General features: G+C 59.9%; 11 protein-coding genes. 10 read left to right on the top strand and 1 reads right to left on the bottom strand.

From position 1 onward, the window contains the following. The first annotated feature begins 1,036 nt into the window (after positions 1-1,036). The 10 genes from J4E08_RS24090 to J4E08_RS24045 all read left to right on the top strand — a co-directional run bounded on the left by J4E08_RS24090 (position 1,037) and on the right by J4E08_RS24045 (position 11,076). Complete coding sequence (locus tag J4E08_RS24090) at positions 1,037-1,291, top strand: hypothetical protein (protein ID WP_349540678.1); 255 nt, start codon at positions 1,037-1,039, stop codon at positions 1,289-1,291. Positions 1,292-1,296: 5 nt separating this feature from the next. Further along, positions 1,297-2,154, top strand: a complete 858-nt coding sequence (locus J4E08_RS24085) for a CheR family methyltransferase (protein WP_183966424.1) — start codon at positions 1,297-1,299, stop codon at positions 2,152-2,154. A gap of 4 nt (positions 2,155-2,158) precedes the next feature. Then, complete coding sequence (locus tag J4E08_RS24080) at positions 2,159-3,265, top strand: protein-glutamate methylesterase/protein-glutamine glutaminase (protein WP_349540677.1); 1,107 nt, start codon at positions 2,159-2,161, stop codon at positions 3,263-3,265. Beyond that, the gene (locus tag J4E08_RS24075; RefSeq protein ID WP_349540676.1) at positions 3,262-4,944 is read left to right on the top strand and encodes a methyl-accepting chemotaxis protein; all 1,683 of its coding nucleotides are present in this window, start codon (positions 3,262-3,264) and stop codon (positions 4,942-4,944) included. The genes J4E08_RS24080 and J4E08_RS24075 overlap by 4 nt, the downstream gene beginning before the upstream one ends. Positions 4,945-5,711: 767 nt before the next feature. Then, positions 5,712-6,074 (top strand): STAS domain-containing protein, encoded by a 363-nt coding sequence (locus J4E08_RS24070; protein ID WP_349540675.1) that lies wholly within the window; start codon positions 5,712-5,714, stop codon positions 6,072-6,074. A gap of 4 nt (positions 6,075-6,078) precedes the next feature. Continuing rightward, positions 6,079-6,447 (top strand): response regulator, encoded by a 369-nt coding sequence (locus J4E08_RS24065; protein ID WP_183970407.1) that lies wholly within the window; start codon positions 6,079-6,081, stop codon positions 6,445-6,447. Continuing rightward, positions 6,444-8,399, top strand: a complete 1,956-nt coding sequence (locus J4E08_RS24060; RefSeq protein ID WP_349540674.1) for a chemotaxis protein CheA — start codon at positions 6,444-6,446, stop codon at positions 8,397-8,399. The genes J4E08_RS24065 and J4E08_RS24060 overlap by 4 nt, the downstream gene beginning before the upstream one ends. Continuing rightward, positions 8,396-8,908 carry a chemotaxis protein CheW gene (locus J4E08_RS24055; RefSeq protein ID WP_349540673.1) on the top strand — a complete coding sequence of 171 codons (513 nt, stop codon included), beginning with the start codon at positions 8,396-8,398 and terminating at the stop codon, positions 8,906-8,908. The genes J4E08_RS24060 and J4E08_RS24055 overlap by 4 nt, the downstream gene beginning before the upstream one ends. A gap of 3 nt (positions 8,909-8,911) precedes the next feature. Next, positions 8,912-10,564 carry a methyl-accepting chemotaxis protein gene (locus tag J4E08_RS24050; protein WP_349540672.1) on the top strand — a complete coding sequence of 551 codons (1,653 nt, stop codon included), beginning with the start codon at positions 8,912-8,914 and terminating at the stop codon, positions 10,562-10,564. Then, positions 10,561-11,076, top strand: a complete 516-nt coding sequence (locus J4E08_RS24045) for a chemotaxis protein CheW (protein ID WP_349540671.1) — start codon at positions 10,561-10,563, stop codon at positions 11,074-11,076. Before J4E08_RS24050 ends, J4E08_RS24045 begins: the two co-directional genes overlap by 4 nt. Positions 11,077-11,532: 456 nt before the next feature. Here the strand turns inward: J4E08_RS24045 and J4E08_RS24040 are convergent, their stop codons facing one another. After that, positions 11,533-16,908 (bottom strand): beta strand repeat-containing protein, encoded by a 5,376-nt coding sequence (locus J4E08_RS24040; protein ID WP_349540670.1) that lies wholly within the window; start codon positions 16,906-16,908, stop codon positions 11,533-11,535. Positions 16,909-16,946 lie beyond the last annotated feature (38 nt).

Genomic DNA, 16,946 nt, shown 5'->3' with positions numbered 1-16,946 from the left:
CAGCGATGTGTTGTACGAAGGCCAGTTCCTGGTCTTGTACTTCGTAGGGGCCCAACTGCTCATGTCGCCCAGCTATCATGCCGGATTCACACAGTGAATCCCTGAAGCGATTTGTGCAACAAAGCCCTGTATCAGGCACAACGATCTTGAAAGTGCCTTTCAGCAGATTGGAAACCATCGCAAAGGAATGATTTCCATTTGTGGGCACGCGCACGCGCCGCCTGCGGCGAGGCGGATGATTTCATTTCAACGGCATCGACGTGGCAAGCGTCTTACGCAATGCACGTGGCCTTGGGCTCGTCGCTTCGCGTGGATACGATGCGCACCGCGCTGCCCCCTCGTATTGCCCAAGTCTCACCGGCCAATGCGTCCAGCCGTTGGGTGCGATTGACAACGGTGCGTGGCATGGCCCTCGCCACCACGAAGGCTGAAGGTGCGACATTTTCAAGTGTCCGGCCATGCCCCCCTGTTCTGCCGACGGGCGCGTATAATTCACCTCCGGTTGGGCGACACGCGCCAACGCGTGGTCTGTTGAGGTGTTCCCAACCCGTTTTGTCTACTTGGTCAGGTAAAATGGCCCATCCCATCGGTCTCGGGGTGAACACGCTTGGCGGACTTCGCTGCCTGACAGATCAGGTCCGGACCCAACCGGAGCTAAAGCGAAACACGACTCGCCATAACCGAGCCAATTGAATGTGCGGTATCGAATAGCAAAGGGATTTGGCATGTCCTCAGCCAACACTCAGGATTTATAATATGAATTGTCTCGACCGATATGTGCAGCCACGCCGGTTAGTACCGTTTTAATTTCTATGCCGCATACGTTTGTTGAATGCGATTTTCGGGGTGTGAGAATTGGGTGGGTATTTGTGGCCTTCGCCTTCGACCACTCCGCACGTATCGAAGTTGCAGCCAAGCCGCGCCTGAAACCGGTGATCATTATCGACCTTTGCAGAGAGGATAATCAAATTCGGAGGGCCTGTGGCGTCTCAACCCGATTAAAAACGATTTCCTTGCAGTCGAACATGCGAGGTTCATGGACAGGTTCGGTAGAATTGGCAACGTCATGGAACATGCGACCCAGCTTAAACTGATCAAATGGTATCTTTCCGCCGCTTCAAAGATCGCAGCAATCGTGGTCATCATTGAACGGCGGCGCGACGACGGGGCCTTCGTGAAAATGCGAACAAATCTGGGCAATGGAGCCAATTCGGACGTCTATACATCCGGCGCCCACCTGCTCTTTCGCTACCCCAAGGCCACGTCAGAAATCTGGAAGGAAGCTGCGTGAACGAAATGGCCACCAGCGTCGCAACGGCAGAGACATCCTCGGACAAGCGTTTCGAGCGTTTTTCACAGATTGTGAAGGATGAAATCGGGGTGCGCCTGCCGCAAAACAAGCGTGTGATGGTCGAAAGCCGTCTGCGGCGGCGCATGACCGAGCTGCGGCTTGCATCGGTGGACCAGTATTTCACCTACCTCTTTGACGAGGGGGCGCTGGAAGGCGAGCTGGACGTGATCTTCGATGCGGTGACGACCAACAAGACCGATTTCTTTCGTGAAGCTGAGCATTTCCGGCTGCTGGCAGGGACGATCCTGCCCGATCGGTTGAAGCGGCGTCCGGCCACGGGCCGCGCCTCAATGTTCAAGATCTGGAGCGCGGCAGCATCCTCAGGCATGGAGGCCTATACCGCGGCGATGGTGTTGGCCGATTATGCGACCCGCCATGGTGCTTTCGAGTGGGGCATCCTTGGAACCGACATAAATCTCAAGGTTCTCGACCGTGCGCGCGCAGCTGTCTACAATCAGGCCGAGATCGCGCCGGTGCCGGCCGCCAATCAAGCCCATCACCTGATGGAAGGCATCGGCCGCCGAAAGGGCGAATGGCGCGTGGTGCCGGAACTGCGCCGCCGGGTGCAGTTCCAGCAGATCAACCTGCTGAGCCATGACTGCCCGATCGACCGGAATATCGACGTCATCTTTCTGCGAAATGTGCTGATCTACTTCGACGCCCGCGATCAGGCCAAGGTGATCAGCCGCATGGTGGATCACCTGGCCCCGCGCGGCCATCTGTTTGTTGGCCATTCCGAAAGTATGATTGTGAGCCAGCCATCGCTGACACAGATCGCGCCCGCCGTCTTCTGCAAGGACTAAGCTGATGCCGAACCGCCAAATCAACGTCCTTGTCGTCGACGACAGCGCCACCGTACGCAGTGCCTTTTCTGCGATCATCCGCGCCGATGCCGGGCTGTCACTTTTCGCGACCGCCTCGGACCCTTTCATCGCGGTTGAACGGATGAAGAAAGGCCTGCCGGACGTGATACTTCTGGATCTGGAATTGCCAAACATGGATGGGCTGACCTTCCTGAAAAAGATCATGTCCCAGCGCCCCATGCCTGTGGTCGTGTGTTCCAGCTACACCGAAGCGGGCTCGCAGGGCGCGCTCAAGGCGCTGGATCTCGGCGCGGCCGAGGTGTTGGCGAAACCGCGGCTCGATACGCAGGTGGCTCGGGCCGAGGCAGCAGTGCAGATCGGCGACGCGTTGCGCGCCGCGGCGTCCAGCCGGCATGGTGATGCGACACGCCGTCCCGCTCCGGCCCTCATCCCTGGAGAGAAGTACAGCGCTGACGTCGTACTGCCACATCGACCACCCAAGCCTGTTCCCGAAACCATGCCCATTGTCGCCATCGGCGCCTCCACCGGGGGGACCGAAGCGCTGCGCGATGTGCTGACCGCCCTGCCTGCCGAGGCTCCTGCCATCGCAGTTGTGCAGCATATGCCCGAGAAATTCACCCATGCTTTCGCCAATCGACTGAATTCGCTCTGCCGGATCGAGGTCCGCGAGGCCGAGAACGGCGATGTCATGACCCGCGGAACGGCGCTGATCGCGCCGGGCAACCATCACATGATATTGCGCCGCAGTGGCACCAGCTATCGGGTGGATGTCGTCGATGGGCCCTATGTCAGCCGTCACCGGCCTTCGGTCGATGTGCTTTTTCGTTCCGTTGCGCAAGCGGCGGGCGCGAACGCGTTGGGGATCATCATGACCGGAATGGGCGACGACGGTGCGGCCGGCATGGCAGAAATGCATGCCTCGGGCGCGCGCACCGTGGCGCAGGACGAAGCGTCCAGCGTCGTCTGGGGCATGCCGCGCGAAGCGATCGATGCCGGCGGCGTCGACAAGGTCGTGGCACTGCAGCGTATCGCCAAGGAGATCGACAGCCACGCACAGCTTGCGGTCAAACCGGGTCGCGTGGCGCGATGACTGCCGCACATCAAAAACAGCAGGTACACCACCTCGACGGAGCGCATACCGCCCTGTCGGACGATGTGTTGCGGCTGCGCGACGCAACCGAGGAAGTTTTTCTGTCCACCGGCGAACAGTTGCTTGAGGTGTCGGACCTGCTGAGTGCCGCGCTGGCAGCGGTGGATTCGCTGGCGGCCCTTGGGCGCGAGGATGTCATGGACCGGCTGCGCGAACAGGCTTGCACCCAACCCGAGACGTTTGCCGACCTCAGCACTGGATTTCACGAAATTTTCGGGCGGATCAAGGGATTGAATGACATGATCCTCACGCTCGACAAGGAGGTCAGCTCTGTCCGCCGCTCGGTCATGACCACGCGGTTCGTGATGGTAAACGCGCGAGTGGTGCTGTCGTCGATGCTGATACAGGAACAGCGCCTGAGCAGTCTGACCGACGATGGGTCGCGCATCGTGGGCCAGATGCAAGAGTTGCTGCACCAGTTCGAGGGTGCAATTCGCGGCATTCGCGCGTCCGTCACACAGGTCGAGCACATGATCGGTGAGGTCGGCGCCACAGTGAACGGCGTCGTCTGCACTGCCTTCGGTGCGTTGATCGCCGATGTGAGCGATTTCGAGCGCAACGTGCGCGCAATCGCGGGAGCGAGCGATGAGATGGCGCGGCAGGTGCAGGCCATTCAATCCGCCACAGCTCAGGCCGTCGAGGGCCTGCAGGTCGGCGACGCAACGCGCCAGCGGTTGGAACATGTGGCCAACATCCTGGAAACCATGACCGGCGACGGCGGGCTGCTGCCACCCATGGCAGCAACGCTGCTTACAGATGCCGCGCGCGAACAGTCGGGCAGCGTGGCTCGGCTGGAATCCAACATCGCGGTTCTGACGGACAGTCTGCAAACCCTTGTTGACAAACATCTTGCGGATTTCGCCGGGACGACTGACCATGCGCTGGACGCGGACACTCTGTTGGATGGGTCCGCTCGGATCGCGCAGACACTCGAAACCGTGCGGCCGATGCAGGAGCGAACGCGCGAGCTCGACCGGATGCTGCACGAAGAGCTGGATCAATTCAATGCGTTGACGCACGAGGGTGAGGAAGTGCAGTTCAACATCAAGCAGATTGGCATGAACGCGGTGCTTGCCTGTGCCCGGCTCGGTGACGACGGCACGCCTCTGAAGGTGGTCGCGGAACAGATCCAGTTTGTGGCACAGGACACCAGCGACAGCTTCGCCCGCATACGCGAGACGATGCTGAGGATAGGCACGCTAGGGCGGCAGATCACGACCGAATCCGAAGAGATTATCACCCGATCGATCCAGGTGCCCACCACCCTGTCGATGCGAATTAATCCGTTGATCGAGCGAGTGGTCCACGACCTGAGCCCCCTGCAGACCGTCATCGGTAAAATCAGAGGCCGGGTCGCGCGACTTGAATTCGACTTTGCGCCTGCGCGGGCGCATACCGAGCGGCTCGGTGATCTTGCAGCTCGGCTGCCAACGGGCACGGGATCGGGAGACCCTCAGTCGCATGATGTGCTTGCCCAAATTTATGCGTGCTTCACCATCGAGGCCGAGCGCGAAATATTCGGCCACTTTTATCCCGACGATGCAGCCGATTTTCGAACTGGCCAGCATCAAGCTGAAGAAACCGCGGGAGATGTTCCGGACGACGATTTCTTTTTCTAACTTCATGTCGCACGCCAAAATATCACTGAACTGGAGCAATATTCTGACATGATCCCCAGAGGCTCGATCATGCTGCGAAGGCTTCACCTCCAGTCTTGAGAAACCCTATCCAAACCTTGATGCGGGCTCTTTTTGCATAAATTCCGGGAGGGAGTGATCTCGGGAATGCTGCAATACGGGACATGCTCCGCGAAAGTTTTCTGACGGGGGGGGAGGGGCAGCGCTCTGAAGTCCGCCACCTGCCAGTTCAGACCGAGCAGTGTACCAGACCCTCGACGAAGCCGGTTGGTTGCCGCAAAGCCATGTCGGACATACCCGGCACACCGCTCTTTCAAAGCTGAAAAGATCAACTGGATCTATTCCGCAACGCCTGCCTCCCTTCATCCTCTCGCGCGACATTCCTGTGAAACACCCTGCCGTCCGACGGATCGGTAGAGAGGTCGTGAAACGGCGCGCTAGAGCGCCTCGTTGTAAGCTGACTGGTTCTTGGTCTTGCAGGTTGGGGGTGTCGGCTCGCTTATACATTCAGGCTAGCTAACTGAATTCACAAGATGAATTGACCACGCGATTTGCACAAAAAGCCGTCGACATCCATTAATTCACCGCCTCAATCCAATTACCCCGGTCCCATAAAATTTTGAGCATATTCGTCTTTCGAAAAATCAATTTATTTACGCCAATCGCATAGAGCCAAAATAACAAAATATTCACTCGTGAAAATCAAAATATCTGTCGGGCCAGGTTATATTCATAAAGCGAAGTCTCGAATGAACGATACACATTACATGATACCGGAGGTCGTGGATATCGCTTCGGCACCGAAGATCGCAAAGGATCTGGCGCGTTACATCCGGACCTCCCCTGCCCCCAGCCTCGATGCAGGACGCCTGCGCGAGGGCGGCCTGCCTCTTATGCAGATACTTCTCGCCGCGCGCTGGAGCGCCGAAACCGAGGGCAAGTGCCTTCGCCTTATCGCGCCGGAAGACGGCCAGTTGATGCGGCTGCTGAAGGCATTCGGGCTCGAGGCGGCGCATTGCGCAGACGAGATAACGTACGAGCCCGACCTGGCTCCAAGTTCGAGTGAGAGTCCTGACGAAAAACCTGGCAGTGCCACACTGAAAAGGAACTGACCCCGTGACAAAAACGATACTCGCGATCGACGACTCCGCGTCCGTACGGCTGATGGTGAAGATGACGCTCACCGGGGCCGGCTACAAGGTGGTCGAGGCTGTTGACGGACAGAACGGGCTTGATCAGGCACGGACTTGCAATCCGGATGCGGTGCTGACGGACCAGAATATGCCACGGCTTGATGGCATCGGCTTCATTCGGAAATTCCGCCAGATGCCGGAATCCGCAGGGGTGCCGGTCGTTTTCATCTCGACCGAAAGTGACGCCGGCATCGTCCAGCAGGCGCGTGCGGCAGGTGCAACCGGCTGGATAGTAAAGCCGTTTGATCAAGCCAAACTGCTGGCGGTCGTCAGCAAGATGGTGAAGGCATGAACGATCAGGAAGACCTTGGTGCCGACGTATATCGCCAGGAGGCGAGCGAACTGGTGCAGTCGATTGAATCTGGTTTGATGGCTCTCGAGACCGACCCTGAGGACCGGGATCGCATCAACGCCGTGTTTCGCGATCTGCATACGGTAAAGGGATCGGGCGCGATGTTCGGCTTTCACGAACTTGCTATGTTCGTGCATGAATTCGAGACGGCTTTCGACCGCTTGCGACAAGGCAAGGTGGCGATAACCACCGCGCTGATCGAACTGTCGTTGCAGGCTTGCGACCAGATCCTGTGCCTGCTGGACGACCCCAAGGCGGACGCCGCAGCCAGTGCCGATATCCTCGACCGGTTGCAAAGGTGTCTTGATGGCAGCGACAAGGGCGAAGACGGAGAAGAGGCACCAGCGGGCAAGGTTGCCGAAGGCTGCCGGGTGACCTTCCGGCTGTCTGAGGACGCGCTGATGCGCGGTCACGATCCAGAGGGCTTTCTTGACGAACTGCGCGAGCTTGGGCCGACAAAGGTCCGGGCGTTAGTAGACCGCATACCGCCGATCGACCAGCTGGACCCGACCGCGTGCCTGATCGGATGGGATGTCGAGATCGAGGGCGCCGTCACTTCGTCAGATATCGAAGCGGTGTTTCTGTTTACCCGCGATGACATGGCACTGGAAATTGCGCCACTATCCGAAACGCCCCCTGCAACTAAGGCTGATGACAATCAGGGGTTGGATGCAGTGGCCACGTCCCCTGCTCCGGGCGTCGGCAAGGCTACCGGCAACACGATGCGCGTGGCGACCGACAGGCTAGACGATATGATGGACCGGGTCGGAGAACTTGTCATCGCCGAGGCGCGGCTGCAGGCGCTGGCACAGTGTTCGGGCGACGCAACGCTGATGGCGGTGGCCGAGGATATCCAGCGACTGGCCGCTGGTTTGCGCGATTCAACCATGTCGATCCGCATGGTGCCAATGTCGTCGATCCTGGGACGGTTCCAGCGACTGATCCGCGACCTATCCGCAACATTGGGCAAGCAGATGCGCTTTCGGACCCGAGGCGAGGATACCGAACTCGACAAGACAGTGATCGAGCTTCTGGCCGACCCGCTCGTGCACATTCTGCGCAACTGCGCGGATCACGGGCTGGAAACGTCCGAGGCGCGGCTCGCGGCAGGCAAACCGACGGTTGGCACGATCGAGCTGTCGGCAGAATATGCCGGCGCCGAGGTGGTCATCACGATCCGCGACGACGGCCGCGGCCTTGACGCCGGGAAAATCCGCGCGAGGGCCATAGAGGCTGGATTGATGGCACAAGATGCCGACCTGTCGGAAAGCGACCTTTACCGGATGATCTTCGAGCCAGGCTTTTCGACGATGAGCACGGTCACCGAGCTTTCGGGGCGCGGCGTTGGCATGGATGTTGTCAAGCGCACCATCGCGTCCCTGCGCGGGCAAATCGATCTGGAGTCTGAACCCGGGCACGGCACGACGGTACGACTGCGGCTGCCACTGACGCTGGCGATCATCGACGGGCTTCTGATCGAGGTGGGCGGCGAACTTTATACCATCCCGCTGGCCGCGGTGGAGGAGTGCGTGGAACTTCCCGAAAGTCATGTCTGCGAACACAGCAATTCATCCTTCCTGAACATTCGCGGCGGGCTGGTTCCGTTCCTGCGGCTGCGCGCGCTTTTCGACGTGACGGTTCAGCCCACGGAGTATCAGAAGGTGGTGATCATCTCGTCCACCGGCGCGCGCGTCGGTCTGGTCGTGGACAACATCATCGGCAACAATCAGACGGTCATCAAGCAGCTGTCTCCACTGCACGCAGGCCTCAAGAGCTTTTCCGGCGCCACGATCCTGGGCGACGGCACGGTCGCTTTGATCCTGGACGTGGCGCAGCTGGTCGCCACAGGCCGCCTGATCGAGGACCGGGCGCGGCGGGAGAACGCGGCATGAATGCAGTTCATCAGATCGACGTCATAACCGATCAACACATCGACGTGGTAACGCTGCGGCTCGGAGGCGAATGGATGGCTCTGCCTGCCGACTGCCTGCGCGAGATCCTGGAACCGGTCGCGGTCACGCGCGTGCCACAGTCCACACCGTTTTCCAGCGGACTGATCAACGTGCGCGGCGTCGTCGTCCCTTTGACCGACCTGAAGGTCGCCTTCGGCATGCCGCGCACGGACCCGGACGCGGACACACGCATGCTGGTGCTCGACCTGCCGCTGAACGGCGAAACGATTACTGTCGCGATCACGGCCGACAAAGTGCACGAGGTCACAGTCCTCGACGTTTCGACGCTCGACGACGTGCCCAGCGTCGGCCTGCGATGGCCCCCCGAATTTGTCCGAGGCATCGGCAAGCAAGAAGATGAGTTCCTGCTGCTGCCCAATCTTGAAGCAATTTTCCAGCAATTCTGCCCGAAGGGCATTGCGGCGAAACAAATCGAAGAAGGAAACTGAAGCATGAGACTTACCATCAAGGCAAAACTGGCGGCTACCTTCTTCGTCGTCTTGGCACTCGCTGCAGTTGGACAGCTCATGGCGATCCGGGACATGGGTCGTATGAATGACTCCATCACTGAAATCGTGGAAGGCAGTTCCGAAAGGGTCAGGCTGGCCGGAGTATTGTGGTCACAGCAGCTTCGAGTGCAACGTGACGTGCGTGAATACATATTGGCAACAACCGACACGCAGCGCCGTGAAATCAATTCCCGAAAAGAAGCACAGCGGTCTGAAAGCAAGCAAACTTTTGACCGACTTTATGAAATCGCAACCGCGGAAGGCAAGGCGCAGCTGGACCAGTTTGAACGAAACAAAAATGCCCTGGCGACAATCAACGACCGTGTCACACAATTTGAAGATGCCGGGACGCCAGAGCTTGGCGTCAGGCTCCTCGCGAACGAGGGACGCGAAAGTTGGGTGACCTTGGAAGCGGACCTGGAGCAGATCATCGAACTGAACCAAGAGATGCAGGACGAGGCTGCTCTCCAAACGCACGCGCTCTATGCCAAATCGCGAACCACCAGCATCGCACTACTGACGATTGCGATCCTGGTCGGATCCTGCGCAGCGCTGTGGATCGTGCTTTCGATCTCCCGCGCGCTGGCCCGTGCTGGCGACCTTGCCAACACGGTGTCCAAGGGCGACCTGACACAGACCGTAGAACTGCGCGGCAACGATGAAGTGACTGACCTGATGCGCACCCTGAATACCATGGTGGAACGCCTGCGCGAGGTGGTCGGCAACGTGTCGGGTGCGGCGCGCAACGTCGCCTCGGGATCAGAGCAGATGTCGGCCACTGCCGAACAGTTGAGCCAAGGAGCCACCGAGCAGGCATCCTCGACCGAAGAAGCCTCCGCATCGATGGAGCAGATGACCGCCAACATCAAGCAGAGCGCCCAGAACGCGGCCGAGACTGAAAAGATGGCGCGCAAATCCGCCGCCGATGCCCAAGAAAGCGGTAGTGCGGTTGCCAAGGCGGTTGAGGCAATGCAGACCATCGCCGAAAAGATCATGGTCGTACAGGAAATTGCCCGCCAGACGGATCTGCTGGCTTTGAACGCCGCGGTTGAGGCAGCCCGCGCCGGCGAACACGGTCGTGGCTTTGCGGTCGTGGCTTCCGAAGTCCGCAAGCTGGCGGAACGCAGCCAATCGGCTGCTGGCGAGATCTCCCAATTGTCTGGAAATACCGTGCGCGCGGCACGCGCAGCGGGTGAGATGCTGGACGGTCTGGTGCCCGATATCGAGCGGACTTCGGCGCTCGTGGCAGAGATTTCAAACGCAAGCCAGGAACAGGCTGCAGGAGCCACGCAGGTCAATATCGCGATCCAGCAACTGGACAAGGTCACACAAGAGAACACCTCAGCGTCAGAAGAGATGTCTTCGACCGCCGAGGAATTGGCGAGCCAAGCCGAGCAGCTGCAGACGGCCATTGCTTTCTTCAAGATGCAGATGGGTGAGCAGACGATCCGCCCGGTGGCGCGAAAGATCGCCGCGACCAGGAAGGCACGTAGCGATCGGAGCAGTGGCGGCGGTTTCGACTTCGACATGGAGGCACCCGAGGACGCGCTGGACCAAGACTTCCTGGCCGGATCTCGCAAGGGGCGTGCGGCATGAGTGCAGCACAGCAAATTGTGACGCTCGGATGCGGCGATGATCTGTTCGCCGTGCCGGTGGACCGGGTGCAGGAAATCTTGGATCTGTGTGACGTCTCGCGGCTGCCCCACGCACCGCCGCATCTGCTCGGGGTGATCGACGTGCGGGGCGACGATGTTGCCTTGGCCGACCTGCGCACGATCCTTGGCCTGCCATCCAACCCCGATACCGAGGCGACCCGCATTGTGGTGCTTATGCTGAACCGCGAAGGGCGGCGGGCGGTGGTCGCCCTCAAGGCGGACCGGGTGATCGAGGTGACGCGGCTGGATGAAGGCACCCTGAGCGAAGTGCCAGAGGCGGCGCTTTTCTCTTGGGACGAGCGGTTGGTCTCGGGCATCGGGCGCTGCAATGGGCGGTTCGTGACGATGCTGGACCTGGACGGCATGTTCCAAACTGTCGCCGCTGCCTCGGCGCAGGTCCCCGGGATCGAAACCCTGATGACCCCTGCGTCGGAGGGAGAGGAGGCTGCGTGAGCTTTCACTGCCCCCAAACGCCTAGCAAAAGCGTTTTTTTTCAGGGGTGCCAGATTTCACCGAACGCACGATAGGGCACAACGCCCGGTGCAAAACCAGTGCCGCAACGGCTTAGGCTCGGGACCCATTCATTTCAGCCTGATGTCACAACTCACCTGTCGAAAAGCGTGCAGTGAGAGGCCTGATTTTTCTGGCTGGCGGACGCGCAGATGGCTTGAGCCCTGCTTTCGGACGCCGCGTCTATAGGTATCTGAACGGATGGCCATTCAACCGATACCTGTTTGCATAGGGCCCTCGGGGTCCCGCAAGGACGTGGGTCAGACGATGCCGCAGTTTGAGCCAGAAGTGCGCTGGCCAACCCAAGTGGCTGAAGATCGCGAGAATGCCATAGGCCCTAAGCAAAACGCCCCCGACCATGACTGGCCGGGAGCGCTTTTTCGTAGTGATCACGCCGTATCAGAGGATCGACAGCACATCATCGTCCATGCCCAGTCCGGTGAGCACGATGTCTTCGAAGTAGCTGTTCGCATCGCCTGCAGCATCTTGTTGCATCAGCACCAGACGATCAAAGGTCCCCGCGACATCCTCCCCGATGTTGATCGTGTATTCGACAAAGCCATCACCGGTCGTGTAGGCCCCGTTTTCGTCCTGCTGACCAAAGGAACCGCTGCCATCAATTTGGTAGAACTGAAAGCTGTCCCCAGCATCAAGGGCGCCGTTGTCATCCAGACCGATGGCCACCACATCCGCTTCGACATCTGAGCGGAAACGGAATGTAAGCTGGGTATTGGCGTCAATCTCGACCGATCCCAGATCGAGGCTGCGCTGAACATCGCCGCCCAGACGCAAGATACCACCGTCGCCGCCTTGGAAAAGCTCTTTGATCTGGCCGCCCGCATCCGTGTCATACAGATCGGTTGTGACTGTGAACGGATCCTGACGCACTTCGATATTCGAGAAGGTCGCCGTACCAGAACCATCCGCGTCATCATCATTGACCAGAACGATGCGGTCGAACTCCGTACCCGCGGCAAAGTAATCACCGACGCGGATATCGTAAGTCACTTCGCCGTCACCGATCTGGTACCCGGCAAAATCGCGGTTCCAGAAGCTCTCGCTTTGGCTGCCCGCCACCTGGAATACCCGCTCCAGCGACAGCTTGCCGTTGTTTTCCAAGGCAATCCCCTGCAGTTCGCCCAGGTCGGTCGCACTGAAGGTAAACGACAGCACCGTGTTGGCATCGATGACACCATCGCCGATGTCGATGCTTTTCCAGGCATTGCCGGTCGTGGTCACCGCATCCGGGGCCACTTCGGTCACGGTGCCAAAGTCCTGACGGGCGTCGAAGCTGGTGATTTCGAACTCCTGACCGTCAACTTCGATGGAATGATCAAAGTCGTTGAAGATCTGGATATTCGAGATCGTCATGTTGCCCGACCCGTCCGCATCGTCATCGGCCACAAAGACCAGCTGCTCAAAGTCTCCGGTGAACCACTCGCCAATGTTCAGCGAATAGCTCTGGGTGACGCCAAGCGTTGTGTAGCTTCTGAAGGCAGCGAAGGGCAGATGAGAGCCATCCGTTCCGCCGAGACGGATGAACGAGCTCAGGTCCATCATGCCATCGTAATTACCATTGGTGTCGAACCCGATCGCCAGGAATTCACCTGTATCCGTGCTGGTCATGTCGAAGGTCAGAACCGTGCCCCTGACAACGTCAAAGTCGACATCCGCCATTTTCCAGGCATTCCCGGTGAGGGTCACGGTCGTGGCGTCAACCGAGACCGAGGAAACCCCATCGTCCTGGTTCGGATAGGTCTGAACTGCATACCCCTCGTCATTGACCAAAAGTTCGCCTGGCTCGGCCCCATCCGGGGTATCCTGAGAAGGTGTGATGAGCAAAGGCTTGGTGATTGTGTCCTGCAGGCCCTCGGCATCGGTCACCTCGATGGAGACGTCACGCGGGAAGGTCGGCGGTTCATCCGACACGTTCTGTACCTGAAGCGATTGCAACAAGGCCGTGACACGTTCCGCCGTGGCGTTGGCGTTCAGTGAAACGGACAGGGGCGTGGTGCCGGTACCGCCGGAAATTGCGCCGATATTGACCAGATCGTGGAAGACAAAACCGCCGAACACTTCGATCCCGACGCCGGAGGTTGACGAGGTCCGGACGCTCAGGCGGTCATCGGCGGTGGCCCCGGTGATCGAAACCAGCAGGTTGCCATCTTCGAATTGCGTGATGTCTGGATCCACAACCGTCAGGTCTGCGCCGATCAGGACCGGTGTCTCCTGCAGGTCGTTTTCTATCGTCGAGATGAGACCCGTGCTGCCCGAAATCACCGGTGCATCATTGGCACCCTGGATCTGGATCGTGGCGGTGGCCGTGTCAAAACCACCCTCCCCGTCCGAGACGGTGTAAACAAAGCTGTCCGTGGCAACCATGCCCGCGACCAGATGCTCATACTGCCCATTCGGATCGTAGTTGACCTGACCACCCGCCAGCAGGCTGACGGTCCCCGTGGTGCCACTGTCATCCACTGCAATGATCTCGGCAGTTGCGTCCGCGTCGATGGTGTCATTGCCCAGCAAGTCCGCCGTGAGATCCACAACCGGACCGTCTTCGGACACTTGGATCGTGTCGTCGCCGGCCACGGCGGGAATGAATTCCGATGCACCGTTGAAGATCACCGAAATTGTCTGCTCGTCGCTTGCGCCGTTGCGATCATTCACAGCCACCCGATAAGTGGCCGTGATTTGCTCGCCATCTTCGAGGAAGTCGAGATCGGCATCCGTGATCGAGAAGACCACACCAAAGGTCCGTGCGCTGCCCGAAGGGTTTGCCGGGAAGGACGTCTGGGTCAACTGCATCGCATTGGACAAAGTGGCCAACTCTGCCGCCGACAGGCCTGGGATCGCATCAAGGGAGATCGACAGATCCGCCCCATCGCTCAGGTCTGGGTCGACGAACGTCAGGACACCGCTGCCTTCGGTGCGCGTGGCGCTGTTGCCGGTCTGACCGACGACCTCATCCACAGAGACCTTGCCACCCGACAGGTTGAAGTTCGAGTAGAAGATATTCGGCGCGTCGTTGACACCCTGCACCGTGATCTCTGCCGTCCCGGTATCAACCGATCCGTTTCCGTCGATCACATCGTAAGTGAAGGTCAGGACCTCGGTTTCCCCAACGGCCATATCGTTGAAGGCCCCGGAGTTGAAGCTAATCCCGGTACCGTCGTTCAGCGACATGCTCGAAATCACCCGGCCACCATCGGTGCGCGTCAGGTTGCTGATCGCCAGGGTGGCATTGTCCGAGGTGTCGATGTCCGTGGCATTGGCCAGAAGCGCCGAGACATCATAGCTGACGATGCCATCGTCCTCGGTGATGGTGTCTTCGATGGTGTCGCCAGCAGACACCGCATCGTTTTCACCATCAATGTCCACCGTGTACGTGACGGTATCAAAGTTGCCATCCTCGTCCGTCACGGTCACATCGATGCTGACGCTGTCCGTTTCGGACCCCGCCAGGGCCTCAAACCCGCCCGACGGATCAAACGTCAGGTTGGTCCCATCAAGGGCAAATGCCCCTGCCCCGGTGTAACTGCCCAGGGAGTAGCTGAGCACCGCACCCGCATCGGCATCCGACGCCTGCGCCGCAAGATCAAGCACCGTGACCGGGCCCGTGGCATCTTCGGACACCAGCGCAACCGCGCCGACGGCCTCCAGTAGAACCGGCGCGTCTTCTTCGCCGGTTATTCGGACCGACACATCCACCGTCTGAGTGCCGCCCTGAGCGTCCGTCGCTGTGACCGCAATGGTCACGACGGCCTCATCCGACCCGTCAAGCGATTCAAAATCACCGTTGGGGTCAAACACCAGGTCCGTGCCGTTCAGCGAGAAGACACCGCCACCCGTGTAGCCTGCATCGAGCGTATAGGTCAGATCGGCGGGCAGATCATCTGCATCCACATCAGAGGTGATGGTGGCAAGGTCGATCACCGTGACGCCCGCAGCAGCATCCTCGGAGACATCGGAGGTGCCGTCCTCGTCGGTTGCAATGATGACCGGCGCGTCGTTCTGGCCTGCCACGTTGACCGTGATGGTCGCCGTGTCCGTCAGATCGCCATCGCTGGTGGTGACGACGATTTCGACTGGCAAAACGTCACCCTCGTCGAGATCCTGGAAATCAGGTCCCGGCGTAAAGGTCAGCGTGCTGCCCGAAACCGAAACGCTGCCCAGACCCGGCGCCAGCGGAGCCGCCGAGAAGCTGAGGATGTCGCCATCCACATCCGAGGCCAGCGCCAGCAGATCCACCGTGATCGCCGCGCCGTCTTCCTGCGCCGACGTCGTGGTGTCTGCAATCACCGGCGCATCATTGGTGCCGGAAATCGTTATGCTGACCGATGTTGCGACTGTCTCGTCACCATCGCTGATTTCGTAATCAAAGACGATGACGTCGCTCTCTCCGTCGTCCAGATCATCGAACAGATCCAGATCAAAGCTGATCGCGCCATCCGCGGCCACCATAAAGGCCCCCGCCAGGTCGCGGTCGCTGGACCCTGCATTCTGCGCCACGCTGGCCGCAACCACCGTGAGCGGCTCATCGTCGATATCTGTCGCCTCGCTCAGCAACACGTTGGCCGCAACGACTGCCAAGGTGCCATCCGCCTCGGTAAAGCTGTCGACGGTGGTGCCGCTCTTTGGTGCGTCGTTGTCGCCGGTGACCGTGATGACCATATCGGCCTCGACCGTGCCACCGTTGCCATCGACGGCCTGCACCCGCACCGTGACATCACGGCTTTCGCCATCGTCAAGGTTTTGGAAGTCAGAGCCGGGATCGAAGCTCAGCTCGACACCACCCGGTGTCACAACGATGGCCGCCGTGCCCTCTGCCGGGCCCGACAGGATCGTGTAGGTCAGGCTTTCCGGTGTGTCGTCGCTGTCCACATCCGCGGCCAACGCGCTCAGGTCAAATCCGGTCTCTCCGGCATCTTCGCCCAACGAGAATGTCCCCGCCTGCAACGTCGGCACATCGTTCACACCGGTGACGGTGATGGTGACGGTGCCTTCGTTCGATGTGCCAGACTGCGCATCCGTCGCCGTGACACCCAGAGTGATATCGCGGGTTTCCCCTGCTGCCAGATCCTGGAAATCCGCCCCCGGATCAAAGCTCAGCTCCGTGCCGGTGATCGTCGCGCTGCCTTCGCCAGCGCCCAACGGCGTGGTGATGGCATAGCTCAGCGAGCTGCCGTCGTCCTCGGCATCCGCATCCGACCCGAGAGCCGAAAGATCCACCGTGATCGCGCTGCCATCCTCGACCGCGCTGTCGCTGCCATCGATCATCACCGGATCGTCGTTGACGCCCTCAATGGTAAAGACAACGTCGAAACTATCGGCTGCGCCCTGCGCATCGGTTGCCGTGACCGTGGCCGTGATGGTTTCGATCTGGCCTGCGTTCAGCGCCTGCAGATCGCCGGGCACTGCATATTCCAGCTCTGGCCCGCCAGACCCTGCCACGATGGACACCGTGCCGGTGCCCGTGACGGTTGCGGAGTAGCTCAGCGTGCTGGTGTCGTCCTCCGCGTCGAGGTCGATATCGGCCCCCAGCAGGGACACCAGATCGAAGCTGACCGTTGCATCATCCTCAGTGCCGGACGGCACCGCGGTCTGGTCATAGCTGTCCAACGCATCCGGCGCGTCGTTCTCGCCGGTAACGGTGATGTTGAACGTGGTATCAACATGGGCGCCCTGTGAACGGCGGAGCAATACTGGGCCACGGTAGCGGCGGCACAGTGCGGTCGCGGGCGGCGTAAAAGTCGGCCACTTTTGCCCTTTCATTCGATGGGAGGGCTTGGGGATTTTCACCGTGGATTTGT

This window comes from Sagittula sp. NFXS13 (genome assembly GCF_040148795.1).
Classification (GTDB): domain Bacteria; phylum Pseudomonadota; class Alphaproteobacteria; order Rhodobacterales; family Rhodobacteraceae; genus Sagittula; species Sagittula marina.
Note: the sequence above shows the minus strand (reverse complement) of the source record. Positions and strands in the feature narration are given on the sequence as shown.

What these genes read in the sequence shown, in the direction of transcription:
- J4E08_RS24045 (WP_349540671.1), top strand. Translation starts at nt 10,561, where the DNA reads ATGAGTGCAGCACAGCAAATTGTGACGCTCGGATGCGGCGATGATCTG.
- J4E08_RS24060 (WP_349540674.1), top strand. Translation starts at nt 6,444, where the DNA reads ATGAACGATCAGGAAGACCTTGGTGCCGACGTATATCGCCAGGAGGCG.
- J4E08_RS24055 (WP_349540673.1), top strand. Translation starts at nt 8,396, where the DNA reads ATGAATGCAGTTCATCAGATCGACGTCATAACCGATCAACACATCGAC.
- J4E08_RS24075 (WP_349540676.1), top strand. Translation starts at nt 3,262, where the DNA reads ATGACTGCCGCACATCAAAAACAGCAGGTACACCACCTCGACGGAGCG.
- J4E08_RS24090 (WP_349540678.1), top strand. Translation starts at nt 1,037, where the DNA reads ATGGACAGGTTCGGTAGAATTGGCAACGTCATGGAACATGCGACCCAG.
- J4E08_RS24085 (WP_183966424.1), top strand. Translation starts at nt 1,297, where the DNA reads ATGGCCACCAGCGTCGCAACGGCAGAGACATCCTCGGACAAGCGTTTC.
- J4E08_RS24070 (WP_349540675.1), top strand. Translation starts at nt 5,712, where the DNA reads ATGAACGATACACATTACATGATACCGGAGGTCGTGGATATCGCTTCG.
- J4E08_RS24080 (WP_349540677.1), top strand. Translation starts at nt 2,159, where the DNA reads ATGCCGAACCGCCAAATCAACGTCCTTGTCGTCGACGACAGCGCCACC.
- J4E08_RS24050 (WP_349540672.1), top strand. Translation starts at nt 8,912, where the DNA reads ATGAGACTTACCATCAAGGCAAAACTGGCGGCTACCTTCTTCGTCGTC.
- J4E08_RS24040 (WP_349540670.1), bottom strand. Translation starts at nt 16,908, where the DNA reads ATGAAAGGGCAAAAGTGGCCGACTTTTACGCCGCCCGCGACCGCACTG.